This is a genomic window from Klebsiella sp. D5A, assembly GCF_001620885.1.
Classification (GTDB): domain Bacteria; phylum Pseudomonadota; class Gammaproteobacteria; order Enterobacterales; family Enterobacteriaceae; genus Klebsiella; species Klebsiella variicola.
The window spans coordinates 110,838-136,966 of record NZ_LOAR01000011.1; the positions used below are offsets into that span (position 1 = coordinate 110,838).

Annotated in this window: 19 protein-coding genes and 2 pseudogenes; 8 read left to right on the plus strand and 13 right to left on the minus strand. The window is 59.6% G+C overall.

Annotated features, from left to right (window positions below; all coding sequences use genetic code 11):
* The 4 genes from astB to AS136_RS17260 are packed head-to-tail and all read right to left on the minus strand — an operon-like array spanning position 1 to position 5,066.
* Positions 1 to 1,341, minus strand: a complete 1,341-nt coding sequence (gene astB, locus AS136_RS17245) for an N-succinylarginine dihydrolase (protein WP_004148240.1) — start codon at positions 1,339 to 1,341, stop codon at positions 1 to 3.
* A gap of 21 nt (positions 1,342 to 1,362) precedes the next feature.
* The gene (gene astD / locus AS136_RS17250) at positions 1,363 to 2,829 is read right to left on the minus strand and encodes a succinylglutamate-semialdehyde dehydrogenase (protein ID WP_012541912.1); all 1,467 of its coding nucleotides are present in this window, start codon (positions 2,827 to 2,829) and stop codon (positions 1,363 to 1,365) included.
* On the minus strand, positions 2,820 to 3,842 hold the full coding sequence (gene astA / locus AS136_RS17255) for an arginine N-succinyltransferase (protein WP_023322527.1): 1,023 nt from the start codon (positions 3,840 to 3,842) through the stop codon (positions 2,820 to 2,822). Before astA ends, astD begins: the two co-directional genes overlap by 10 nt.
* Positions 3,843 to 3,860: 18 nt before the next feature.
* On the minus strand, positions 3,861 to 5,066 hold the full coding sequence (locus AS136_RS17260; protein WP_012968351.1) for a bifunctional succinylornithine transaminase/acetylornithine transaminase: 1,206 nt from the start codon (positions 5,064 to 5,066) through the stop codon (positions 3,861 to 3,863).
* Between the two features lie 169 nt (positions 5,067 to 5,235).
* Between AS136_RS17260 and AS136_RS28745 the strand changes: the two are divergent.
* Positions 5,236 to 5,382 (plus strand): annotated as a pseudogene (locus AS136_RS28745) (hypothetical protein).
* 212 nt (positions 5,383 to 5,594) lie between these two features.
* Entirely contained in the window at positions 5,595 to 6,869 is a 1,275-nt protein-coding gene (locus AS136_RS17265; RefSeq protein WP_008805096.1) for a Glu/Leu/Phe/Val family dehydrogenase, read from the plus strand.
* A gap of 64 nt (positions 6,870 to 6,933) precedes the next feature.
* Here the strand turns inward: AS136_RS17265 and AS136_RS17270 are convergent, their stop codons facing one another.
* From AS136_RS17270 to AS136_RS17300, 7 genes are all read right to left on the minus strand, one after another.
* On the minus strand, positions 6,934 to 7,587 hold the full coding sequence (locus AS136_RS17270) for an HAD family hydrolase (protein ID WP_016160925.1): 654 nt from the start codon (positions 7,585 to 7,587) through the stop codon (positions 6,934 to 6,936).
* Positions 7,568 to 8,353 (minus strand): AfsA-related hotdog domain-containing protein, encoded by a 786-nt coding sequence (locus AS136_RS17275; RefSeq protein WP_008805098.1) that lies wholly within the window; start codon positions 8,351 to 8,353, stop codon positions 7,568 to 7,570. The genes AS136_RS17270 and AS136_RS17275 overlap by 20 nt, the downstream gene beginning before the upstream one ends.
* 13 nt (positions 8,354 to 8,366) lie before the next feature.
* On the minus strand, positions 8,367 to 9,572 hold the full coding sequence (locus AS136_RS17280) for an acetyl-CoA C-acyltransferase (RefSeq protein ID WP_023322526.1): 1,206 nt from the start codon (positions 9,570 to 9,572) through the stop codon (positions 8,367 to 8,369).
* A gap of 2 nt (positions 9,573 to 9,574) precedes the next feature.
* Positions 9,575 to 11,059, minus strand: a complete 1,485-nt coding sequence (locus AS136_RS17285) for an FAD-dependent oxidoreductase (RefSeq protein WP_023322525.1) — start codon at positions 11,057 to 11,059, stop codon at positions 9,575 to 9,577.
* A 61-nt stretch (positions 11,060 to 11,120) separates the two neighbouring features.
* Positions 11,121 to 12,185 (minus strand): aldo/keto reductase, encoded by a 1,065-nt coding sequence (locus AS136_RS17290; protein ID WP_008805101.1) that lies wholly within the window; start codon positions 12,183 to 12,185, stop codon positions 11,121 to 11,123.
* On the minus strand, positions 12,182 to 13,369 hold the full coding sequence (locus AS136_RS17295) for an MFS transporter (RefSeq protein WP_023322524.1): 1,188 nt from the start codon (positions 13,367 to 13,369) through the stop codon (positions 12,182 to 12,184). The genes AS136_RS17290 and AS136_RS17295 overlap by 4 nt, the downstream gene beginning before the upstream one ends.
* Before the next feature lie 49 nt (positions 13,370 to 13,418).
* Positions 13,419 to 14,417: an aldo/keto reductase gene (locus AS136_RS17300; protein ID WP_008805103.1), complete on the minus strand. Its 999-nt coding sequence runs from the start codon at positions 14,415 to 14,417 to the stop codon at positions 13,419 to 13,421.
* A gap of 100 nt (positions 14,418 to 14,517) precedes the next feature.
* Between AS136_RS17300 and AS136_RS17305 the strand changes: the two genes are divergently transcribed.
* From AS136_RS17305 to AS136_RS17330, 6 genes and pseudogenes are all read left to right on the plus strand, one after another.
* Positions 14,518 to 15,432, plus strand: a complete 915-nt coding sequence (locus AS136_RS17305) for a LysR family transcriptional regulator (RefSeq protein WP_023322523.1) — start codon at positions 14,518 to 14,520, stop codon at positions 15,430 to 15,432.
* Positions 15,433 to 15,569: 137 nt separating this feature from the next.
* Positions 15,570 to 16,001, plus strand: a complete 432-nt coding sequence (locus AS136_RS17310) for a MarR family winged helix-turn-helix transcriptional regulator (protein ID WP_008805105.1) — start codon at positions 15,570 to 15,572, stop codon at positions 15,999 to 16,001.
* Positions 16,001 to 17,653 (plus strand): annotated as a pseudogene (locus AS136_RS17315) (efflux MFS transporter permease). Before AS136_RS17310 ends, AS136_RS17315 begins: the two are co-directional and overlap by 1 nt.
* A 28-nt stretch (positions 17,654 to 17,681) precedes the next feature.
* Positions 17,682 to 18,767 (plus strand): HlyD family secretion protein, encoded by a 1,086-nt coding sequence (locus AS136_RS17320; RefSeq protein WP_008805107.1) that lies wholly within the window; start codon positions 17,682 to 17,684, stop codon positions 18,765 to 18,767.
* Entirely contained in the window at positions 18,764 to 20,134 is a 1,371-nt protein-coding gene (locus tag AS136_RS17325; protein WP_023322522.1) for an efflux transporter outer membrane subunit, read from the plus strand. Before AS136_RS17320 ends, AS136_RS17325 begins: the two co-directional genes overlap by 4 nt.
* A 103-nt stretch (positions 20,135 to 20,237) precedes the next feature.
* Positions 20,238 to 20,897 carry an O-methyltransferase gene (locus tag AS136_RS17330; protein ID WP_016160918.1) on the plus strand — a complete coding sequence of 220 codons (660 nt, stop codon included), beginning with the start codon at positions 20,238 to 20,240 and terminating at the stop codon, positions 20,895 to 20,897.
* Between the two features lie 88 nt (positions 20,898 to 20,985).
* Here the strand turns inward: AS136_RS17330 and AS136_RS17335 are convergent, their stop codons facing one another.
* Positions 20,986 to 21,786 (minus strand): hypothetical protein, encoded by an 801-nt coding sequence (locus tag AS136_RS17335; protein ID WP_023322521.1) that lies wholly within the window; start codon positions 21,784 to 21,786, stop codon positions 20,986 to 20,988.
* A 242-nt stretch (positions 21,787 to 22,028) separates the two neighbouring features.
* On the minus strand, positions 22,029 to 25,931 hold the full coding sequence (gene hrpA, locus AS136_RS17340) for an ATP-dependent RNA helicase HrpA (RefSeq protein ID WP_012541924.1): 3,903 nt from the start codon (positions 25,929 to 25,931) through the stop codon (positions 22,029 to 22,031).
* Positions 25,932 to 26,129: the final 198 nt, after the last annotated feature.

Genomic DNA, 26,129 nt, shown 5'->3' on the forward strand with positions numbered 1-26,129 from the left:
TTAACGCTGAAAATCATAGACCGCGCCCAGGCGCAGGATCTGCGTCAGCTCATCCAGCGCCTGATAAACCTCGCGCAGCAGCTGCGGGTCCGCCAGATCGCGGGCGTGCAGCCGGTCGCGATAGTGTTTTTCCACCCATGCCGTCAGCTGCTGATAACGTTCGTCGTTCATCAGACTGTGGGCGTTGACCGCCTGGCGTTCAGCCTCGTTGAGCACTACCCGCAGCCGCAGACAGGCCGGGCCGCCGCCGTTGCGCATGCTTTCCCGCAGGTCAAAGACCGCCACTTCATCGATCGGCGATGCGCTGTCGGCGGCGAGGTCGCTCAGATAGCGCCAGACGTTTTCCCGCTGGCGGCACTCCTCCGGCACCACGATCAGCATCTTGCCGTCAGGTTTACTCAGCAGCTGGCTGTTGAACAGGTAAGAGGCCACCGCGTCATCGAGCGACACCCGCTCGTCAGGCACTTCCACGCTGGTGAACGGGATATCCAGACTGTCGCTTTTAGCCCGTAGCGTCGCCAGCACCGTCGCCTGATCGACAAACGCCTGCTGATGGTGGAACAGCACATGGCGATTGCTGACCGCGATGACGTCGTTGTGAAACACGCCGCGATCGATAGCCTGCGGCGCCTGCTGGGCAAACACCGTGTAGCGCGGATCCAGCTGATGCAGGCGGGCCACCGCCTCGCTGGCCTCGAGGGTCTGCCGCGCCGGATACTTCACCGGGGCGATCCCGCCGCTGGCGCGTCGACCGTAGACAAAAAACTGCACCCCCTGTCGGTCATACTCCCGGCAGAAGCGGTTATGGTTGGCTGCCCCTTCATCGCCGAGGTCGCCATGCTGCGGCAGCGCCGCATGGTGGGCGAAGTAGCGCGGATCGGCGAACGTGGCGCCCAGGATCGCCGAGGTGGTGGGCGCCTCCTGCATACGGTGCAGCTTATTGTTCAGGTTGGCGACGGTGAAATGGACTTTGCCATCGGCGCTGTCCGCCGACGGTGAGACGGTCGCCGCATTGGCGGTCCACATCGACGAGGCGGAGCTGAAGGCGGAGAGCAGCTGCGGCGCCGCGTGGGCCGCCTGCCGGATGACCTGCTCATCGCTGCCCTGGAAACCGACTTCGCGCAGCAGACGTAGATTCGGCCGCGGCTGCGGCGGCAGAATGCCCTGCACGAATCCGCGATCGGCAAGGGCTTTCATTTTATACAGCCCCTGCAGCGCCGCCTTTTTAGGGTTAGAGAGACCATCGCGGTTATTTTGCGAGGCTTCATTGCCGACGGAGAGTCCGGCGTAGTGGTGCGTCGGGCCGACCAGGCCATCAAAGTTTGCTTCAAAACCAGACATATGTCCTCACAGGATCCGTTATCAGAATGGCAGGCCCGGCGATACCGTCGCCGGGAGCGTCAGCGTATCGCTGACCAGAGAGGCCATCGGCCAGGCACAGTAATCAGCGGCGTACCACGCTGCCGCGCGATGGTTGCCGGAGGCGCCCACCCCGCCAAACGGCGCTTTACTCGAGGCGCCGGTCAGCGGCTTGTTCCAGTTGACGATCCCGGCCCGCGCCTCGTCCGCCAGCTGTTCAAACTGCGCCGCATCGCTGGAGATCAGCCCGACGGCCAGGCCATAGCGGGTCTGGTTGGCGAGGCGAATGGCCTCCGGGAAATCGTCATAACGGATAACCGTCAGCAGCGGGCCAAAGTATTCTTCATCCGGCACCTCGATACCGGTGACGTCGACGATCCCCGGCGTCAGCACCGTGGAGTGCGGGTCGGGCTGGCGCATGCGCAGCAGCACCTTGCCGCCGAGCCCCTCCAGTTTTTGCTGCGCCGCCAGCATGTTCTGCGCGGCGTCGAGAGAAATCACTCCGCCCATAAACGGCGCGGGCTGGTCATCCCACTTGCCAGCGCGGATCTGCGCGCTGGCCGCGACCAGCCGCTGCAGCAGCGCATCCCCCTGCTCGCCGCGCGGCACGATCAGCCGGCGCGCGCAGGTGCAGCGCTGCCCGGCGGAGATAAACGCCGACTGGATAATCACATGCAGCGCCGCATCGACATCGGCCACGTCGGCGACGATCAGCGCGTTGTTGCCGCCCATCTCCAGCGCCAGCATCTTCTCCGGCTGGCCGCCGAAATAGCGATGGAAGTGGAAACCCGCCGCCGCGCTGCCGGTGAACAGTACGCCGTCGATATCACGATTTTCCAGTAGCGCCTGGCCAGTGGTTTTTCCGCCCTGCAGCAGATTGATCACCCCGTCAGGGACGCCCGCCTGCTGCCACAGCTGGACGGTCATTTCGGCGGTGGCCGGCGTCAGCTCGCTGGGTTTAAACACGATGGTATTCCCGGCAATCAGTGCCGGAATGATGTGCCCGTTGGGCAGGTGGCCCGGGAAGTTGTAGGGACCAAAGACCGCCATCACGCCATGCGGTTTGTGGCGCAGCTGTGCTTTTCCGTCCGGCAGCGTCGACTCGTGAAAGCCCGTCCGCTGGTGATAGGCCTCGATGGAGATCGCGGCCTTGCCGATCATCGCCTGTACTTCGGTGCGGGTCTCCCACAGCGGCTTGCTGGTCTCGCGGGAAATCAGGGTCGCCAGCGCCTCTTTATGTGTCTCCAGCAGCGCGGCAAAACGCTCCACCACGGCAATACGCTCGGCCAGCGGCCGGTGCGACCAGGGGTAAAACGCCGCGCGCGCCGCGGCGCAGGCCGCCTGGACGTCGTCGGCACCCGCGCTGGCCGCCTGCCACAGCAGCGACTGATCCTCCGGGGCCAGTTTGCTCATCGTTGCCCCACTGCCCGCCTGCCACTGCCCGGCTATAAACTGTGCTTTTACCGCCATGATCTGTTTTCCTCTGGATTCAGGGTTACCGTATAAACGCGGTCGGTTTCACTGACCTGCAGCGCGTCCAGCGCGGCGGCATCCAGTGAGACCTGCTCTTCGTGGGCCACCAGCAGCGCCCGGAAATTGTCGAACTGACCGTTGGCGACGAGCGTCGGCGCCGGCAGGGCGCCCATCAGCTGCTGGGCCGGCAGGCACTGGCTGTCGCGCACGGCGCGGATCTGATCGGTGTTCGCCTCCAGCACCGGTCCGGCATCGAAAATATCCACCGAGCCGCGCCAGCTGAATCCCTCTTTCTCGAGGATCGCCCGCGCCGGGGCGGTATTGGGATGCACCTGACCGATGACCTCGCGGGCCGCTTCCGGCAGCAGTGATATATAGATCGGGTAAGCCGGCATCAGTTCGGCAATAAAGGTTTTCATGCCGGTGCCGGTCAGCCGGTCAGCATCGGCAAACGGGATGTCGAAGAAGTGATGGCCCAGCGCATCCCAGAACGGCGACTGCCCCTGCTCATCGCTGCAGCCGCGCAGTTCGGCAAACAGGTACGGGGAAAACCACTCGCGGAAGGCGGCGATAAATAAAAAGCGCGCCTTGGAGAGCAGCAGACCATTGCGGTTGCGCTGATAGGCCGGGTCGAGAAACAGCGTACACAGTTCGCTGTGCCCGGTGTGGTCATAGCTGAGATTAAGCAGCTCCTGAGGCTTATAGACTCCCAGCGCTTTCGAGGCGCGAACCGTTTTCTGAATGCGAAAATTGTAAAACGGCTCGTCCAGGCCCACCGCGACCTCAATGGCGCTCACCCCCACCACCCGCGCCAGCGCGGTGTCTTCCAGCACAAACAGGAAACCCTGCTGGCCGCGCGGCAGTTCGCCGGCGAAGGTCTCGATACTGCGCCGGATCCGGGCGGCCAGGCGCTCGACGTCATGCGGTAAGGAGGTCATGCCGACCCCCGCCCGCGCGGCAAGGCGGACGATGTCGTCGAGATCGTTTTCCCGTACGGGACGAAATAGCATCACAGGCCGTCCTCCCGGTTAGCGGGTTAAGCGAGCAACGGCGCGATCAAGGCGCACGAAGGCTTCCGCAATATCCGCCAGCGGGATATTGAGCGCCGGCGCGAAGCGCAGCACGTCCGGGCCGGCAATCAGGGCGATCAGCCCCTCTTCCGCCGCCAGGTTGGTCAACGTTTTGGCCTTGCCGCGCAGCGGCCCCGCCAGCTCAGCGCCGATCAGCAGACCGGTGCCCCGCACGGCGCTGAACGCATCGTAACGGGCAGAGATCGCATTCAACTGGTCAACAATCAGCGCATGGCGCTCGCCAACGCCCGCCAGCAGCGGCGCATCGAGATGGGCCAGCACGGCGTTAGCGACGGTCGCCGCCAGCGGGTTGCCGCCGAAGGTGGTGCCATGGGTGCCGGGCTGGAAGACCTGCGCCCAGGCCTCTTTCGCCAGCATCGCGCCGATTGGGAAGCCGCCCCCCAGCCCTTTGGCGCTGGTGAGGATGTCCGGGACGACGTTGTAGTGCTGGTAGGCGTAGAGATGGCCGGTACGGCCCGCCCCGGTCTGCACCTCATCGAATATCAGGGTCGCGTGATGGCGATCGCAGAGGGTGCGCAGCGCCTGGAGGAACGCCGGGTCAGCGGGTATCACGCCGCCTTCGCCGATGATCGGCTCGACGATCACCGCACAGGTGCGCGAAGAGATGGCCGCGGTGACCGCCTCGATGTCGTTATAGGGCAGATGGGTAATGCCCTGCGGCAGCGGAGCATAATCGCTGGAATATTTCGGCTGGCCGCCGACGGAGACGGTGAACAGCGTCCGGCCATGGAAGGCATGGTTGAAGGCGATGATTTCGCTTTTTTCACCACCAAACTTATCGTGAGCGTATTTCCGCGCCAGTTTGAGAGCGGCCTCGTTGGCTTCGGCGCCGGAGTTGCAGAAAAACACCTTATCGGCAAAGGTCGACTGCACGAGGGTTTTCGCCAGCTGCAGCACCGGCTCGTTGGTATAGCCATTGCCGATATGCCACAGTTTCGCCAGTTGATCCTGCAGGGCCTGAGCCAGCGCCGGATGGGCATGGCCTAAGGCATTCACCGCAATGCCGCCCGCCATATCGATATACTCTTTCCCCTGCTGGTCCCAGACGCGGGAACCCGCCGCCCTGACCGGAATAAACGGCGCGGGGGCAAAACAGGGAACCAGGTAAGCGTCAAAATCTTCGCGAGTCATAGTGCCTGACATCATTCATCTCCGGAACGTAAGACGACGGAAAACGCTCCCGCCGCGTTGGACAATCGACATTAACCCTGACCCTCGGCTTATTTTGGACACGAGCGCGCCCGCTGTGATGGCAAAAATATTCACCACAGGAAAAATAAGCCCTATTTATTTTGCGGGTATTTGTTAATTCATGGTTAACGTCATGTTGTTGTGTGGGCTAATGCTGGCCTGTGAACAATAAGATTGTCAATACGGGTGGAAGCAATTTATTCACTTTTTGAAGATCATCAAGATAATGAAAAACATAGAAAAAATATTTTTCTATGCACTTAAGTGAATAAAAAGTGAATTAAAATGCACAGCTTGCAGGTGGTTGGCGTGCGTAGTTATTCACTTAAAAAATAAAAAATCTAACAAAAATTTAAAAATCGGAATTGCCGTCAAATACCGCTTTATAAAATTGGTGATACCATTCATTGCACAGAGTTTACTGCTGTAGCTATTCCACGGTTTTACACGACATAAATAACACTGAGAAACAGGACTCTTATGGAAAAGTTATCTTACGCATCTGAAAGTAGTACATCTCCATGGACCACCTACCTGCGCCAGATCGACCGTGTCGCGCCTTATCTCGGCGATCTTGCCTACTGGGTGGAAACCCTGCGCCATCCGAAGCGTGCGCTGATCGTCGACATTCCTGTGCAAATGGACGACGGCACCATCCGCCACTTCGAGGGCTATCGCGTTCAGCACAATCTGTCGCGTGGACCGGGTAAAGGTGGTGTTCGCTACCATCCGGATGTCGATCTTAACGAAGTCATGGCACTTTCTGCCTGGATGACCATTAAGTGCGCCGCGGTCAATATTCCTTACGGCGGGGCCAAAGGCGGCATTCGCGTCGACCCCTTCTCACTGTCAGAAGGTGAACTGGAGCGTCTGACCCGCCGCTACACCAGCGAAATCGGCATTATTATCGGGCCGCAGAAAGATATTCCGGCGCCGGACGTCGGCACCAACGGTAAAGTGATGGCATGGATGATGGACACCTACTCCATGAACCATGGCACCACCATTACCGGCGTGGTCACCGGCAAACCGATCCACCTCGGCGGCTCCCTCGGCCGTGAAAAGGCCACCGGGCGTGGCGTATTTGTCACCGGCCGGGAAGTGGCTCGTCGCGCCGGTATCGAAATTGAAGGCGCCAAAGTCGCGCTGCAGGGCTTTGGTAACGTCGGTAGCGAAGCAGCCCGCCTGTTCGCCGGCGTCGGCGCCCGCGTGGTGGTCATTCAGGATCATACCGCGACCCTGTATAACGAAGGCGGGATTGATATGGCCGCCCTCACCGCCTGGCAGGCGGAGAAAAAGCAGATTGCCGGTTTCCCTGGCGCCCAGGAGATCGATAAAGACGCCTTCTGGACCACCCCGATGGACATTCTGATCCCGGCGGCACTGGAAGGGCAAATCACCCGCGAGCGCGCGGAGAAGCTGACCTGCAAACTGGTGCTGGAAGGGGCCAACGGCCCAACCTATCCGGAAGCGGACGACGTGCTGGCCGAGCGCGGCGTGATCGTAGTGCCGGACGTTATCTGTAACGCCGGTGGGGTGACCGTCAGCTATTTTGAGTGGGTGCAGGATATGGCCAGCTTCTTCTGGAGCGAAGAAGAGATCAACGCCAAGATGGACCGCATCATGACCGACGCCATTATTCACGTCTGCGATAAAGCCGCCGAGAAAGCGTGTACGCTGCGTACCGCCGCCTATATCGTGGCCTGCGAACGCATCCTGATGGCGCGTAAAGACCGCGGCATCTACCCGGGCTGATCCCCGTCAGGGTGTGAATCAGGGGGTGGCGTAGCGCCGCCCCCTTTTTTTCGCTATCGTGCCGTCAACCGCCGTTAGACCACAGCACCGGCCATCCCCGACGCTGCGACTCCGCCAGCAGCGCCGCGCACGGATTGACCGCGCAGGGGTTGCCAACCAGCGCGAGCAGCGGCAGATCCGAGATATGGTCCCCAAAGGCATAGCACGCCGCCAGCGGCTGGCCCCGTTCCTGCGCGTAGCGTTGAGCATGCAACGCCTTATGTTCGCCAATGGCGGTCCGCCAGAGTTCCCCGGTATAGTGTTCGTCAACCACCACCGGCTCTGAACACAGGGCATGCTCCACCCCCAGCGCCGCCATCGCCGGCCAGAGAATGTCGGTCATCGATCCGGAGACAAACACCACGTCATCCCCGCGCGCCTGATGTTGCCGGAGGATCGCCACCACCTCACGGTGAAAACCGTACCCACCTTCGCGATACAGTGCCTCAGCAACCGCCCGTACCTGGGCGCGCGGCTCATGGCGAAACAGCGAATAGTAGTAGCGATTGATCGCCTCCCGCGGTTGACCCGCTTTGCTAAGCGCCTGGAGCTGGCGGACAATCGCCGCGGCCGTCAAACCGCACTGCAGCGGATATTCCTCGGCATAGCGGTGCAGAAACAGGAACATACTTTTGCCGGTAATCAGCGTTTCATCCACGTCAAAAAAGGCGATGCTCATCCCCGTCCCCCTGCTCAATACTGACCAGATAATGTTGATGGCAGAGCGCCGCCTGCTCACACTCCTTACGAGTAATGTAGTTCAGGTCATAGACGCTGAAGCTAAAGCCGACTTCCGCTTTGCGGGTGCCGGTCTGGTCAAAACCGACCGAACACTCGCAGGTAAAGCGGCCGTGGGCTGAGCTTTTGCACGACACCACATTCAGCACAATGGTCACCGGCAGCGGGAAAACAAAGCTGGAAAAAGCTACCTGCAGCGAGCTCAGCGTGAAGTACTTCTCGTCCATCGCCACGCCCGCCTCCGCCAGCAGAAATTTCTCCGAGGTGGCGATGATGGTTTGCCGCGCCGCCTCGATCAGCACCATCCCCTGGATGTGTTGCCCGGTCTGGTGGTCGCAAAGCAGCTCCGAGGCGTCCTGCAGGATCAGACGCGCGCAATAGCTATCTTCATCGCGTTTTTCCGGCGAGGTGATGAGGATGTTCTCTTTTTTACGTTTATGCACCAGCCGCTGATGATCGCGGTTGTTTTGATAATAGAGATCCTGCAGATTGACGATCTGGCGGATTTTATCCGGATAGTGCTGACGAATAATGCAGACCGTGCGGGAGATGTCGTCGAGCTGCACGCCCTGACCAATGACGATTTTATCGACGCCGGCGAGCTCGCCGCTCCAGACAAAACGCTCAAACTCGTTGACGGTCAGCACGTTCTGATGCCGCCGGGCAAAATCGGTAAATTTCTCACCCACCACAATTAATTTTTCCATGGCGCTTGTCTCCTCAGATCGCTTTCACAATTAACGCAATACCCATCCCGCCGCCGATACACAGCGAGGCCAGGCCGGTCGGTTTATTCTCCCGGCGCAGCGCGTGCAGAAGGCTCACGACAATCCGGGTTCCGGAACTGCCGAGCGGGTGCCCAAGGGCAATCGCGCCGCCGTTGACGTTCAGGCGGGCGGCTATCTCCTCCGCCGTCATCTGATGCTCGCGGGCCAGCCCCTTGACCACCCCCAGCACCTGCGCGGCAAAGGCTTCGTTAATTTCCAGTCGCGCCATATCGCTGAGCTGAAACCGCCCGCGGCGCAGGGCGCACGTCATGGCCGGCAGCGGCCCAAGCCCCATCATCGCCGGGTCGACGCCGCCCTCGCCGAAGGCGACTATCTCAGCCAGCGGCCGCAGGCCGTACTGCGCAACGGCGCGCGCCGAGGCGAGGATCACTGACGCCGCGCCGTCGTTCAGCCCCGAGGCGTTGCCCGCCGTGACGCTCCCGTCGCGACGAAAAGCCGGTTTCAGCGCCGCCAGCTGGTCGGCGCTAAGGTCATGGCGGATCTGCTCATCCTCGCGGACCACGCTGACGCCCCGCTTCCCGCTGACCGTCACCGGCACTATCTCCTCGGCAAAATGGCCGGCGCGGCTGGCGGCGGAGGCTTTTTGATGGCTGTCGAGGGCGTACTGGTCCTGTTCTGCGCGCGAGATCTGCTCATGCGCGGCGATGGCCTCCGCCGTTTCCCCCATCGGAATATGCAACAGCGGATCGGTTAAGCCATCGCTCTGGATCAGATCCTCACTGCTGAACGCGCCAAATTTCACGCCGCCCCTTATCTCTCCCCTCAGCAAAAACGGCGCCTGGCTCATGTTTTCCATCCCGCCAGCGACGACCAGGTCGGCATAACCGCTCTGGATATGGATCGCCCCCTCGGTAATACTTTTCATGCCGCTACCGCAGATCATATTCAGGGTGTAAGCCGGCTTTTGCACCGGTATCCCCGCCCGCAGCGCAACCTGACGCGCCGGCCCCATCCCCTGCCCGGCAGAGAGGACGCTGCCGCAGATCACTTCGTCAATCCACGCCGGGTCAATCCCGGCCTGCTGCAGGTTGTGGCGGACGGTGAGCGCGGCCAGTTCCACCGCAGAGACCGTTTTCAGGGCGCCAAGAAAACGCCCCACCGGCGTACGGCAGGCCGCGACGATATACACTTTATTCATGATTATTCCATTACGTAGAGCGAGGAAAGATACTGCGATGTCCCGGCTTCGCTGCCGGTAAAGCCCACATAGCCATCGGGATTGATCACCGCATAGTCATCGCGGCCAATCTGTAGCGCCTCGAGAAACGCCTCGTCCGCCGGATCAAGGGCGCAGAATATAAACCAGCCGCCAGGTTTCAGGCGGGATAAGGGAGGACAGTCGACGCGCGCGGAAAAGACCACGACCTTACCGCTGGCGAAGGCGTCATAACTGCTGCGAAACGTCGCCTGCGGCGAGGTAAAGACGTACCACGGAACATGGTGGCCCATCAGGCCGTTCGGGTGAGCGCACTGCGGCGCGGCAAAGCCGGCGTACTGCAGCGGCAGCTGGTGGCGATAAAAGTGACGATTGCAAAACTCCGGAAAGTAGACCGCGTCGATATGATTTTTCGGCACCAGACCGGCGATCAGGCCGGTATCGTGATCGGTGGCGTGCAGCACGCCGCTCACCGCGGCGAAGCGCTCGGTGCGATAGGATGCCAGCAGCCGGTCGCTGGCGACGCCATGCAGGTAAAAGGCCAGCTTCCAGGCCAGGTTAATCGCATCCTGAATACCGGTATTCATCCCCTGCCCGCCAATCGGGCTGAACAGATGGAAAGCATCGCCTGCCAGCATGATATTGTGCTGCAGATTGTCATCGGCGATCCGGTTATAGAAGTTGGCGCTGGAGGACCAGGTCAGCGCCTGCGCCGGAGGAACCTCGGGGCAGAAGCGCGCCAGCGCCACGTTGATCTCCTGCAGATCCGGCACCGGACGCGGCGACGGTAATCGACCGGCTCTTTTAATCACGATCCTGACCTGATTGTCCGGCATGGGCAGAAAGATCAGAAAGCCCAGCTCGTCAATATAGTAAGAGGTTCCCGGGAGCGTCGCCGCGCTGGCGAACTGCACGTCCGCCATTACAAAATGCAGCGGGTAATCATGGCCGCTAAAGCCAATCCCGGCCAGCTCCCGGACGGTGCTGGCCGCGCCGTCGGCGCCGATAATATAGTCATAGGTAGCGGAACAGGCCCGGCGGGCATCGTCGAGCAGAGAGACGTGATAGCGCCCTTCCTCCCGCCGCCAGGAGACCAGCTGATGTCCGCGTTTCACCAGTTGACCGGCCTCGGCCAGCGCCGTTTCAAGGATCTTCTCCGTCCGCGGCTGCGGGATACTGACATGGAAGGGATAGCAGGTGGGGAGATGGCGGTTATCAATATGCAGAAACTTGCGGTTTTTATACCAGGCGTAAATTGACTGAACCTGCTTGCCCTGGGCGGTCAGCTCCCCGGCAAGGGCTAAGCCGTGGAAGGCTTTAATCGTCGCCGGACTGACGCTCAGCGCTTTGGACCAGGTGGTGCTGTGTGTATTTTTATCAATAATATCAAAATCAATTCCATACTTATTCAGATAGCAGCCAATGATTAACCCTACCGGGCCGGCGCCAACAATGAGTACTTTTTTCACGATCGAGCCTCTCTGTATGCCCCCAGGGGGGCATACGCGTGTTGCCTGGGTGCAGGGTGAGTTAGGGGTAGATATCGTCGGCCAGACGGCGATCGCCGGCGACATTGCAGATATGCCAGTAGGGATAAGGCTTCTCTTTTTCGCTCACGCTGTTGAGAATCGCCGCCTCCTCGTCGCTCAGCGTCCAGTTCAGTGCCGCCAGGTTATCCTCCAGCTGGGCGAGTTTGGTCGCGCCGATCACCAGCGATGTGATCCCCGGGCGGGTACGCAACCAGTTGAGCGCCACCTGCGCCACGCTGGCGTTGCGCTGACGGGCAATCTCCTGCATCACTTCCAGAGTCTGCCAGGCTTGTTCGCGATTGGCGATCGGCGCCGACTCAAACGGGGTGGCGTTCGCCAGCCGACTGCCCTCAGGAAACGCCTGATTGCGAGGGTATTTACCGGTGAGGAAGCCCCCGGCCAGCGGGCTCCAGACGGTGATGCCGACGTTCTGATCGACGCTGAGCGGGATAATCTCATGCTCCAGTTCTCGCGCGGCGATATTGTAATAGCCCTGATAGACGCAGAATTTTTCCAGTCCGAGGCGCTCTGAGATCCCCAGCGCCTTCGCCAGCTGCCAGGCCGCGTAGTTGGAGACCCCGATGTAGCGAATTTTCCCGGCGCGAATCAACGCATCCAGCGTCCGCAGGGTATCCTCCAGCGCGGTGCGCGGATCGAACCCGTGGAGATGATAGATATCGATATAATCCGTTTTCAGCCGCTGCAGGCTGGCGTCGACGGCATTAATAATATGGTAGCGCGACGCCCCCAGCGCGTTCGGATTGGGGTCGGTCTGCCAGCGTCCTTTGGTGCCGATAATCACCTGCTGGCGTTTCCCCTTCAGCGCGTTACCGAGCAGCTCTTCGCCCTGGCCGTTTTTATAACAGTCCGCGGTATCAAAAAAGTTAATCCCGGCGTCCAGCGCTTTGTACACCAGATCGTATGCCGTATGCTCAGGCACCACGCCGAATTCCGACCAGTTGCGTCCCGGCGCGCCGAGAAAGGCCCCTTTTTCACCAAACGTCATGGCGCCAAAACAGAGCTCTGACACCGACAGCCCGGTGGAACCTAAATACCGATACTTCATGCTTGACTTCCTTTTAAAGGTGACAACGTCACACTAGCGATAATAAATCCGCTGGCGGTCAGGCATGCACCGGCCAGGGGAATATGCGAGAGGGAGACGCCGGCGGTGAGCAACAGCCCACCAAACCAGGCGCCAGCGGCATTGCCGAGGTTAAAGGCGGCGATATTGCACGAGGAGACCATGCTTTTGCCGGTCTCACTGCTGTCCAGCGCCTGCATCTGCAGCGGCGGAATGGTGGAGAACATCGCCGCCCCCAGCAGAAACACCGCCGCGCAGGCGCCGGGTAGCGTCTGAATGGCGAACGGAAAGAGGCACAGGACGACGATAAGCAAGGCCAGGGTCAGCAGCAGCGCCCGGCGGACCCCACCGTCGGTCAGGCGGCCGCCGAGGTGATTCCCGGCGACCATCCCGACGCCAAACAGCACCAGCACCGGTGGAATGAGATGTTCGCTCATCCCGGTGACGGTTTTCAGCATGGGCGCAATGTAGGTAAAGGCGGCGAAGACGCCGGAAAACCCGAGCGCGGTGATCAGCAGGCTGCGCAGCACCGTCGGATGGCGCAGCACCTTCAGCTCGTCGCGGATCCGACTCTGCACCGCCGGTTGGGCCTGACGGCCGGGCACCAGGGCAATGACTGCCAGGGCGGAAAGAATGCCAATCAGCGTGACCATAAAGAAGGTGTAGCGCCAGCCAAGGTATTGCCCTACCCAGGCGCCGAGGGGCACGCCCAGAATATTGGCCAGGGTGGCGCCGAGAAAGACGGCGGAGACCGCCGAAGCCCGTTTATCCACCGGCGCCAGCTCCGCGGCATAGACCGAACTGATGCCGAAGAATGAGGCGTGAGCTAAGGCGGTTATTACCCGGAAAATAATGAGCATGGTCATATTACCGGCAATACCGCAACCTAAATTACCGATGGAAAATAAGATCATCAGAAATAACAACGCCGGTTTTTTGGGGTAGCGGCTTAATAGCGGTGTGAGGAGCGGCGCGCCAATCACCACCCCACAGGCATAAGCGGTAATAGACCAGGCGGCAAGCGTAATGGATATATGAAAATCATGGGCCACATCAAGCAATAATCCCATAATCACAAATTCGGTGGTACCAATACCAAATGAGCCCACGGAAAGCGCATAAACTGCCGCAGGCAATCCCGCCGAACGGGAAACAGCAATAGTCATAAGTAACCTCATCTCCCGCCAGGACGGCGGGAGAATAGTATTCAGGGAGTTATTTTTCGATTAAGTTAAAGTCGCCCTGGTTATAGCGTAAGCCAGTGACGTTATCGGGAGTGAAAATATCTTCGATGGTGAGAATATCCTCAGGAGAGAGGGTAATATTGGCGGCTCCGGCATTATCACGCAGATGGGCAATTTTTCTCGCCCCCGGGATAGGCACGATATCCTCGCCTTTGCTCATGACCCAGGCAAGGGCAATCTGCGCAAGGGTCGCGTCATAGCGCGTGGCCACCTGCTGCAGGCGCTCAAGCAGCAGCTGGTTTTTGCGCATGGTCTCGGCCTGGAAGCGCGGCAGATTGCGGCGGAAATCATCCTCAGCGAAGACGCCAGGATCGGTGATTTTTCCCGTCAGGAAGCCGCGCCCCAGCGGGCTGTATGGGACAAAGCCCACCCCCAGCTCGCGGCAGGCGTTGAGAATACCGGCCTCCGGCTCGCGGGTCCACAGCGAGTATTCCGTCTGCACGGCGGTAATCGGATGCACCTTGCAGGCCCGGCGCAGCGTCTGGGCTGAGACTTCCGACAGTCCGATATGGCGAATTTTCCCCTCTTTAACCAGGTCGGCCATGGTGCCCACCACGTCTTCCACCGGCACCGCCGGATCGACGCGGTGCTGATAGAGCAGATCGATGGTCTCGATATTCAGCCGCTTCAGCGACCCTTCCACTGACTCGCGAATATGTTCCGGACGACTGTCGACGCCGGCCATCCGCTCCAGTCCCTGGCCGGTCGGCAAAATACGAAAACCAAACTTGGTGGCAATCTGCACCTTATCGCGGATACCTTTTATCGCTTTCCCGACAAGAACTTCATTATCGAAAGGACCATACACTTCGGCAGAATCCAGGAAGGTCACGCCCATGTCCACCGCGGCATGAATCGTATTAATCGCCTGCGACTCCTCGGCGCCGCCGTAGGCGAAACTCATTCCCATACACCCGAGACCCAATGCGGAAACCTGGAACTTCTCTTTTCCGAGATAACGTGTTTTCACCTTATTTTCCTTACGTGCTGAATGTTATTAAATATATACTTCCCTTTTACATTGATAACAATTAATCTATTCCGAACGCGGTGTTAGCTGGAAATTAACAATGAAAACCTTGCCGGATTTGCAACAAATTGAAATATTAATACTCATAGTGAAACATGGCAGTTTTCGCCAGGCCGCCAGGGCATTAAATCTTTCACCACCGGCCCTCACCAGCGCTATTAATCATCTGGAAGAAAAGTTAGGCGTACGCCTGCTGAATCGCTCGACGCGCAGTTTGTCATTAACTACCGTGGGTGAGGAATTTCTTAATAATATGACGCCGGTGGTCAATGATTATCGCCGGGTGGTTGACAGCCTGAATTATCATCGCCTGACGCCGGAAGGCGTGGTGAAAGTCAATTTACCGCGTATTGTTCTTGACCTGTTTTTTCAACACTATTTTATTGCCTTTAAAACCGCCTATCCCGATGTAACGCTCGAACTGTATACCACCGATCGGAAAGTCAATATTATTGAGTCCGGTTTTGACGCCGGTATTCGCTATTCGCAGGATGTGCCCAAAGATATGATTGCCATCCCCTTTGGCGAGAAGCTGTCGCTGATCCCGGTGGCCAGCCCGGCCTATATCCGCGAGGCCGGCGAGCCCGACACCCCGCAGTCGCTGGTCAATTTCCGCTGCATCAACCGCTGTTTTCCCAGCGGTGAAAAGTACCGTTGGGAGTTTATTAGCCCCAGCGGTGAGCCCAGTGAAGTTTCGGTCAGAGGCGATCTGGTCGTTGATTCCGATACGGCGATGATCCAGGCGGCGGAGAGCGGATTAGGCATCGCCTTTGTCTATCAGTCGCTGGTGACGCAGCAGTTGAGCGCGGGCAGCCTGGTCCGTTTGTTACCCGACTACCACTATCCTGCCGACCATTTCTGCGTCTACTACCCGAGCCGGAAACATATTCCGGTGCCGCTGCGGGCCTTTATCACCTGGGTCATGGCGCAGAATAAGAGCATCCTCAGTGAGTAGAGGGTTCGCGGGTTAACCCATCGCTATTAGCCACAATAAACGCACATACCGTTAACCAATTTTTTTCCTTCGCCTTGAATTATGGCGGTCGCCCGACATAAACTCGTTAGAGCTCTAACGATATTGACAGACGACCTATGGACAATCGACAGCTTAACTTCTCCCATCTTTTATACCTCACCGCCCATCACTGGCGGCTGGCGGTCAACCGTCGGCTAAAGGACCTTGGCCTGAGCCAGGCCAGTTGGGTGGCGGTCGCGGCCATTGCCCGCCAGCCACAGCCGCTGTCGCAAAGCGAACTGGCGCAGGAGCTGGGGGTAGAGAGTCCGACCATTGTGCCGCTGATCAACAGGCTGGTCGCCCTCGGCCTGGTGGAGCGTGTCACGACCGCCAGCGATAAACGTAAGCGGCTGCTGGTCGCCACCGAGCAGGGAATGGCGCTGTATGAGCAGGTCAAAACGGTGGCGGACGATCTGCGCGAAGAGATCCTGACGGCGATTACCCCGCAGGAGCGGGAGCAAACTCAGCGGGTGCTGGAAAAACTGCTGCGCGAAGTGGAGAAGAAATAATGCCCCGTCGCCAGGATAACCCCTATGCCCCGCATGACTGGGCGCCGCATGAAAAACCAGCCCTGCTTGGCTCGCCCTCGACGCCGCTGCACAGTCCGCAGAAACGTCTCGCCTATGGCGTGGTCGGCCTGCTGGTGTGCCTCACCGGCGCGCTGGGCAACGCGGTGGTCACCGCCAACCTGCAGCTGCTGCAGGGCACCTTCGCCGCCTGGTCGACCGAGATCGCCTGGCTGCCGGCGGTGTACGTCATGACCAACGTCTCCATCAACCTGCTGCTGGTGAAATTTCGCCAGCAGTTTGGGCTGCGTGCCTTTACCGAAGGCTTTCTGGTGCTCTATGTGCTGGTCACCTTTTTCCACCTGTTCGTCAACGATCTCAGCTCGGCGATGATGGTCCGCGCCGCCCACGGCATGGTGGCCGCAGCGCTCAGCTCGCTGGGGATCTACTACCAGGTGCAGGCCTGGCCCGCACGCCACCGCCTGAAAGGGCTAACCATCGGCATCACCGGCTCGTCGCTGGCCATTCCGCTGGCGCGTCTCTTTTCCACCGAACTGCTGCAGATCGATGAATGGCGCGGCCTTTACTTCTTTGAACTGGGGCTGGCGCTGGTGTCGCTGGCCTGCGTCATCGCGCTGAAACTGCCGCCGAGCGATCGTAAAAAGGTGTTCGAGAAGAAGGATTTTATCACCTTCTTTCTGCTGGCGCCCGGCATGGCGCTGGTGTGCGCCGTGCTGTCGCTGGGGCGGCTCGAGTGGTGGTTTGAAGCGCCGTGGATCGGCTGGTCGCTGGCGGCAGCGGTGGTGCTGATCGTCGCCGCTATCGCCTTTGAGCATAACCGCAGCAATCCCCTGCTCAATACCAAGTGGCTCTCCAGCGGCAGCATCGTACGCCTCGGCCTGATTATGCTGCTGATCCGCATCGTGCTGGCGGAGCAAAACACCGGGGTCATCGGCTGGTTGCAGTACGTTGGTCTGCAAAACGAACAGATGACTAACCTCGCATGGTCAATTTTCGCCGGCATTCTGTGCGGGATCATCGCCAGTTGTCTGACGCTCAACCCGCAGAAGCTCTACTGGCCGACCGCCACCGCCCTGGCGCTGATCATGGTAGCCTCGCTGCTCGACAGCCAGTCTAACGCCCTCACCCGTCCGGAACAATTAATGTTCAGCCAGTTTTTACTCGGCTTCGGCAGCGCCTTCTTTCTGGCCCCGGCGATGCTCGCCGGCATTGGCGGCGTGTTTGCCGATCCGCGCAACCTGGTCAGCTTCTCGGTGCTATTCGGCATGAGCCAGAACATCGGCGGTCTGCTGGGGTCGGCGATCCTCGGCACCTTCCAGACCTGGCGGGAAAAATTTCACTCCAGCCAGCTGGCGGACCAGATCACCACCCTGAACCCGCTGATCGTCGAGCGGCTGCAGCAGTATAGCCAGATGTATCAGAGCCAGATCGGCGACAGCACCCTGCTTAACGTTCAGGCCACCACCCTGCTGCAAAACGCCGCGACGCTGCAGGCCAATATTCTCGCCTGGAATGACACCTATCTGCTGACGGCGGCCATCTCCGCCGGCACATTAGTGTGGGTTTTCTGGCGCTTAATTCGCTTACGACTGACCGCCCGTATCGCCTTAAAACGCGCCACCGGCAGCAAATAATTATCATCATTTCATCTCTGGAGTCGTTATGAGTCAGCAGGATGCGGCCAAACAACAGGCCAACACCCGGAACAACATTCGCGTGGTCTCCATTTTTACCGCCGCAGCGATAGGCCTCGTCGGCGTATTAGTGATCCTCTACGCCTGGCAACTGCCGCCGTTCACCCGGCATAGCCAGTTTACCGATAACGCCTATGTACGCGGGCAGACCACCTTTATCAGCCCGCAGGTCAACGGCTACATCACCGCCGTCAACGTCAAAGATTTCGCGATTGTCCAGCCGGGCGAGGTGCTGTTCCAGATAGACGATCGCATCTATAAGCAGCGGGTGCATCAGGCCCAGGCTACCCTGGCGATGAAGGAGGCCGCGCTGCGCAACAATCTGCAGCAGCGCAAAAGCGCCGAGGCGACGATCGCCAAAAATGAAGCCGCGCTGCAAAACGCCCGCGCGCAGAATCTGAAAATCCAGGCCGATTTAAAACGGGTACAGGAGCTGACTGCCGATGGTTCGCTGTCGATCCGCGAGCGTGATTCGGCGCGCGCCAGCGCGGCGCAAGGGGCTGCGGATATTGAACAGGCGAAAGCGGCGCTGGAGATGTCGCGCCAGGACCGTGAATCGACCATCGTCAATCGCGATTCGCTGGAAGCCGACGTGGCCAGCGCCAAAGCCGCCCTCGAGCTGGCGCAGATCGACCTGCAGAATACGCAGATCATCGCCCCCACCGGCGGCCAGCTGGGGCAGATCTCGGTACGTCTTGGCGCCTACGTCAGCGCCGGAACCCATCTGACCTCGCTGGTCCCGCCCCAGCACTGGGTGATCGCCAACCTGAAAGAGACCCAGCTTGCCGAGGTGCGTATCGGCCAGCCGGTCACCTTCACCGTCGACGCGCTCAACGGTGAGCGTTTCCATGGCAAGGTGCAGAGCATCTCCCCGGCGACCGGGGTGGAATTCAGCGCCATCTCACCGGACAACGCCACCGGCAACTTCGTCAAGATCGCCCAGCGGATCCCGGTGCGCATTACGGTCAACGACGGGCAGAAGTACAGCGAACACCTGCGTCCCGGTATGTCGGTGCAGGTGACCATTGATACCCGCGCGGAGAAACAGCCATGATCCGCCCGATCACCCTTGCCGTCATCCTCGCGCTGGTCGGCTGTCAATCCGCCGACGTGCAGCGCGCGCAGCCGACCCTGACCATCCCTGCCGCCTGGCGGGCCGACGTTGGCCCGGCCAGCCCGGTGGAAGGCGTCTGGTGGCGCAATTTTCATGACAGCACGCTCAACCAGTATGTCGACCGGGCGCTGCGCTATAACAGCGATGTGCTGATCGCCCGGGAGCGGGTGAATGAGTATCAGGCGCGGGCCTATGCCGCCGACAGCAGCCTTTTCCCCTCGCTGGACGCCAGCCTGAGCGGTACCCGCGCCCGCGCGCAGTCCGCCGCCACCGGCCTGCCAATCCATAGCACGCTGTACAAAGGCGGCCTGACCGCCAGCTATGATGTTGATATCTGGGGCGCCAACCGCAGCGCGGCCAGCGCCGCCGGAGCCAGCCTCGAGGCGCAAAAAGCCGCTGCAGCCGCGGCCAATCTAAGCGTCGCCAGCTCGGTGGCCGTCGGCTACGTGACCCTGTTGTCGCTGGATGAGCAGCTGCGGGTTACCCAACAGACGCTGAAATCACGGGAAGACGCGTGGCGCCTGGCGAAGCGTCAGTTTGAAACCGGGTATACTTCACGCCTTGAGCTGATGCAGGCAGATTCGGAGCTGCGCTCAACGCGGGCGCAGATCCCGCCGCTACAGCACCAGATTGCGCAGCAGGAAAATGCGCTCAGCGTGCTGCTGGGTGATAACCCCGGCGCGGTAAAACGCGGCGAGTTCGCCCAGCTCACTCCGCTGCGTCTGCCGTCGCAACTGCCGTCCACCTTACTCAACCGCCGCCCGGATATCGTACAGGCTCAGCGTCAGCTGGTGGCCGCCGATGCCACCCTGGCCTCGTCGCAGGCGCAGTTGCTGCCGTCTATCAACCTCACCGCCACCGGCAGCCTGCAGGATCGTACACTGCCGGACCTGCTGGACAACCCGCTGCGGCTGTGGAGCGTCGGCGGCAGTATTCTGGCGCCGCTGCTTAACCGCCAGGCGTTAAATGCCCAGGTGGATGTCTCCATGGCCCAGCGCAACCAGGCGCTCTATAGCTACGAGAAAACGGTGCGCGGCGCGTTCAAAGAGGTGAATGACAGCCTTGACGCCATTAGCCGCTACGGCGAACAGCTGGCCGAACTGCAGGGGCAGGTGGCGGTGGCGGAGGAAACATTGCGCATTGCGCAGAATCGCTACCGTAACGGCTACTCTTCGTATCTGGATGTGCTCGATGCCCAGCGAACGCTGTTCTCCACCCAGCTTAGCGTAGTGCAGGTGAAGAACAACCTGCTGCTGGCGCAGATCGATCTTTACCGGGCGCTGGGAGGCGGCTGGATGAACGCGTGAATCCCCTGTGCGCGCCGGTCCACAACCGTGGAGAGCGCAGAAACCCATTTTCAGGCCGGTGTAGCGCAGCGCTACCCGGCAACAACCACCAGGGAGTCAATCTATGCAACAACAGTGGTCTGCCGTCGATAATTTCATGATTTCTTCGCTTATTCCTGAAGATGACATACTGAGTCAGGTACTGGAAAACAACAAACGCGCCGGGCTACCTGAACATGATGTTGCGGCCAATCAGGGGCAATTTCTGGCGCTGCTGGTGCGTATAACACAGGCGCGGCGGATCCTGGAAATTGGCACACTCGGCGCCTATAGCGCTATCTGGATGGCGCGTGCGCTGCCCGCCGACGGAAAGCTGATTACCCTCGAGGCCGATCCTGGCCATGCCGGGGTGGCGCGCCAGAATATCCGCCTTGCGGGGCTAAACGAGCGCATTGAACTCATTGAAGGACCGGCGCTGAACACGCTGGAAAATTTCGCGAATGTGCAGCCGTTCGACCTGATCTTTATTGATGCCGATAAACCTAATAATCCTCGCTATCTGGAGTGGGCGCTGCACTATTCGCACCCCGGGACGCTGATCGTGGGCGATAACGTGGTGCGCGATGGCGAAGTGATTAACGGACAAAGCGATGATGCGCGCGTGCAGGGCGTGCGTCGGTTTATCGAAATGATCGGGGATAACCCGCGGCTCACTGCCACCGCGCTGCAGACGGTGGGCATCAAGGGATGGGATGGGTTTACGCTGGCGCTGGTGAATGGGTAAGATCCGGGCGGCCTGATGCCCTCATCCCGGCCCTCTCCCCCAGGGAGAGGGCCGGGACCCGTCACCAGCGGCATTCGTCCGCTGACGATCATTGGGGATAATACGTATACTGATAGTGCAGAGACGCTTCGCTTTTTCCGCCGTATCCTTCATGCTCGCCATATTCCCCGGTACAGTTCCCCTCGGGGTCCCAGCCTAAACAGCGCGACTGGTGTTTTGTACTATACGTGGTGGTTCTTACCTCGGATAACCACCGCCCTTTTTCATCCCAACGCAGCGTCGTGGTCGCATCCGAGTCGGCAATGCGGCTTAAATGCCCTTCCGCGTAGCGATAATTGACAGCAAGCATGGCCATCATGCCGCCATTGACCGTTTTACGCGCCAGCCGGTGGCGGTCGTCATAGTGATAGGTGGTCGTGCTCATGGCTTTGGGCGGTTGCTGCGACACGAGTAGATTCTCTGAACGTACAATGCGCCCGAGATTATCGGTGTAGAACTGCTCACGCATGACCATTTTTCTGATATTTCCCGTCGCGCTCCGGGTCTGTCGGATATATTCCCGCATCCATCCTTTATCATTTCGCCAGTGAACATTATCTCTGACTATCGTGGAGTCATTCGCGGTATTAAAAGTTTTTGCTCGCTCGTAACTTTCCAGCCGGCGGCACCGGGCAAAACGCAGCGTGCCTGCGTCGTTATTTTGGCTACCGTCAATTTTTACGCTCTGCACCTCACCATTGAGCGGCGGAAGATAGGTCAAAATAAAAAAATTGGCATCGTTGATCGCCCGCTGTGTTTCATCACAGGAAAAAGCGTCAACGAAAGGCTTACACGCCGTAATAACAAGAATGGCCGACACCAGCATAAATAGTCTGTACATAGCCATCATCGTAAAAATAGACTCCGTGTCCTGTTTATCCGGCAAAGCGAGGCTAAACATACGCCAATAAAGCAGGTTCCCCAAGCCACCGGGTTGATTTTCAGAATCCGTTAATTTTACGTCCGGGAGAACCGGTATGGGCCACATCCGGGGCGGGAAGATTATCGGGTGCGGCGTACTGATGAGTATCAGCCTCAGGATATGCCCCCGCCCGGCAAGCACAGCGCCACCGGGCGGGGGGAAGGAAGGGATTACGGCGTGATCTGTTCCATCGCCTGCAGGACGCGTTTGTCCGAGATGGGATACGGGGTGCCCAGCTGCTGGGCGAAGAAGCTCACCCGCAGTTCCTCGATCATCCAGCGGATCTCCCGGACATCGTCGTCCTCACGGCGGTTCGGCGGCAGCTTATTCAGCCACTGCTGCCACGCCTGCTGCACGCTCTCAATTTTCAGCATCTGCGCGCGATCGCGGTGCGGATCGATAGCCATCTTCTCGAGACGCTTTTCAATCGCCTGCAGATAACGCAGCGTATCGCCAAGACGGCGGAAACCGTTGCCGGTGACAAAACCGCGATACACCAGACCCGCCATCTGCGCTTTGATATCCGACAGCCCCAGCGCCATGGTCATATCCACGCGGCCTTTCAGCCGTTTGTTGATATTGAACACCGCGGTGAGGATCTGCTCGACCTGTTTAGCGATCTCCACCACCGTGTCGTTGAGCTCGGCTCGCACTTTATCGTGCAATTGACTGAAGCCCTCTTCCGTCCACACCGGACCACCCGCCTCGTCGATAAGCTTATCAACGCCGCAGGAGATGCAATCGTCAATCAGATCCAGCACTTTACCGTACGGGTTAAAATAGAGCCCAAGCTTGGCTTTGTTCGGCAGTTTTTCGTGCAGATACTTAATTGGCGACGGGATGTTGAGCAGCAGCAGGCGGCGCAGACCACGCCACATGGCCTGCTGCTGTTCCTGTGGATTATCAAACAGCTTGATAGCCACGCTGTCGCGCTCGTCCACCAGCGCCGGCCAGGCTTTCACCTTATAGTTGCCGCGTTTCTGTTCGTAACTTTCCGCCAGCGTACCAAAGCTCCAGATATGCAGCCCGCTCTGCTCGATGCCGTCATCGGCCACCGCCGACAGCGTCTCCTGAACTTTGCCCTTCAGCGCGTCTTTCAACGCCTGCAGCGAGCGCCCTTCCTGAAGCTTCTTGTTTTTGTCATCCACCACCCGGAAGGTGATTTTGAGGTGATCGGGCACCTGATCCCACTGCCAGGCCTCGCGGTCGATGGTCACGCCGGTCATCTTACGCAACTCACGCTCCAGCGAATCAAGCAGCGGCAGCTCAAGCGGCGTCGCCCTGCCGAGAAACGCTTCCGCATAGTTAGGGGCCGGGACGAAATTGCGCCGCACCGGCTTCGGCAGCGATTTTATCAGCGCGATAATCAGCTCGCGACGCAGGCCGGGGATCTGCCACTCAAATCCGGCCTCCTCCACCTGGTTCAGCAGCGGCAGCGGAATATGCACCGTCACGCCATCGGCATCGGCGCCCGGTTCAAACTGGTAGCTAAGCCGCAGCTTGAGGTTGCCCTGATGCCAGAAGTTCGGGTAGTCCAGCTTGCTGACCTGCTCCGCCCCCTCTTTAATCAGCATGCTCTTTTCAAAATTGAGCAAGTCTGGCGTTTCGCGGCTGGCCTGCTTCCACCAGGCATCAAAATGACGGGCGGAGATGACGTCGTGGCTAATGCGCTGGTCGTAGAACTCGAACAGGGTTTCGTCATCCACCAGGATGTCGCGGCGGCGCGATTTATGCTCCAGCTCTTCGATTTCCGCCCGCAGCTTCAGGTTTTCCCGGAAGAAGGCATGCCGCGTCTGCCAGTCGCCCTCCACCAGCGCGTGGCGGATAAACAGTTCGCGGCACAGCGCCGGGTCGATCTGGCTGTAGTTGACCTTGCGTGCGCCAACGATCGGCAGGCCGTAGACGGTGACCTTCTCCGTCGCCATCACCGCGCCCTGCGCCCGCTCCCAGTGCGGTTCGCTGTATGAGCGCTTGATCAGGTGCTGCGCGACCGGCTCAACCCACTCCGGCTCAATGCGGGCGGCGATGCGCCCCCACAGCCGGCTGGTTTCCACCAGTTCCGCCACCATCGTCCATTTTGGCGGCTTTTTAAACAAACCGGAACCCGGGAAGATGGAGAAGCGGGCGTTGCGCGCGCCGGTAAACTCCTGCTTATCGGCATCCTTCATGCCGATGTGCGACAGCAAACCGGTCAGCAACGCGGTATGGATCTCGCGATATTCCGCCGGCTCGCTGTTGATCGGCAGGCCGAGCTCTTTCACCACCTGGCGCAACTGGGTGTAGATGTCCTGCCACTCGCGCACGCGCAGATAGTTAAGAAAATCGACCCGGCACTGGCGGCGGAACTGATTCGACGACAGCGCCTTCTGCTGCTCGCCAAGGTAGTTCCACAGATTGACGAAGGCGAGGAAATCGGACTCTTTATCGTGGAAGCGGCGGTGCTTCTCATCGGAGGCCTGCTGTTTGTCCATCGGCCGCTCGCGCGGGTCCTGAATCGACAGCGCGGAGGTGATGATCATCGCTTCCCGCACGCAGCCGTGCTTCTGCGCCTCCAGCACCATGCGCGCCAGACGGGGATCCACCGGCAGTTGGCTGAGCTGGCGGCCCATCGGCGTCAGCTTATAGGCGGTGGCCTGCTCATCGGTGGTGATGGCGCCCAGTTCTTCCAGCAGGCGCACGCCGTCCTGGATATTGCGCTTATCCGGCGCTTCGACAAACGGGAAGGCGGCGATATCGCCTAAGCCCAGGGCGGTCATCTGCAGGATGACCGACGCCAGGTTGGTACGCAGAATTTCCGGGTCAGTAAACTCCGGGCGCGACAGGAAATCGTCTTCCGAATAAAGACGAATACAGATCCCTTCCGAAACGCGGCCGCAGCGGCCCTTACGCTGGTTGGCGGACGCCTGGGAAACCGGCTCGATCGGCAGGCGCTGCACCTTGGTACGGTAGCTGTAACGGCTGATACGCGCAGTACCGGGATCGATAACGTATTTAATGCCCGGCACGGTCAGCGAAGTTTCCGCCACGTTGGTCGCCAGCACGATGCGTCGTCCGCTGTGCGGCTGGAAGACGCGGTTCTGCTCGCTGTTGGACAGGCGGGCATACAGCGGCAGCACTTCAGTATGGCGCAGATCCAGCTTATTCAGTGCATCAGCGGTATCGCGAATTTCCCGCTCACCGCTCATAAAGATCAGAATATCGCCGGGCCCTTCGCGCCCCAGTTCGTCAACCGCATCAAAAATCGCCTGTAATTGATCGCGCTCGGTGTCGTCCGCCTCTTCCACTATCGGCCGGTAGCGGACTTCCACCGGGTAAGTCCGCCCGGAGACTTCGATAATGGGCGCATGATTGAAATGCTTTGAGAAACGTTCCGGGTCGATGGTCGCCGAGGTAATGATGATTTTCAGGTCCGGGCGGCGCGGCAGGAGCTCTTTCAGATAGCCGAGCAGAAAATCAATGTTCAGACTGCGCTCGTGCGCTTCATCGATAATGATGGTGTCGTACTGCATCAGCAGGCGATCCTGCTGGATCTCCGCCAGCAGAATACCGTCGGTCATCAGCTTGACCATGGTGTTGTCGCTGACGTGATCGCTAAAGCGGACTTTATAGCCGATGCAACCGCCCGGCTCCGTTTGCAGCTCCTCGGCGATACGGTTGGCGACGGTTCGCGCGGCCAGACGACGCGGCTGGGTATGGCCGATCAGCCCTTTCAGCCCGCGGCCCAGCTCCATGCAGATTTTTGGCAGCTGGGTGGTTTTACCCGAACCGGTCTCTCCGGCGACGATCACCACCTGGTGATCGCGCACCGCCTCGAGAATCTCTTGTTTTTTCTGGCTAACCGGCAGGTTTTCCGGATAGGTGATGGCCGGACGCGCCGCTTCGCGCAGCAGGACTTTACCGGCTGCCTGGCTTATCTCCTGCGCCATCTCCTGGAGGATGGCCTGTTGCGATTCAGGATTTTTAACCTTCTTCACGCCGTGCAGACGGCGGGCGAAGCGCGTTTTATCGCGCAGCATCAGGCCGTCGAGCTGTTGATAAAGCTGGGGGAAGGTGATTTTTTGTTGTTCTGTCATAGCGTTATCGGGCAGAGCTCTGCCGGGAAAATCTCTTTTGAAGTATTGCCTTAGAGTACCACATCTGAGGCATCCGTGCCTTGTTCAAAAAATCTGAACATAGGATTCGATATATTGCGCTATCTCTGTGGCGCGATTGTGAATACAGTGTCAACAAGCACCAGGGCATTGACCCGTCAATCACATTAAAAAAGGAAA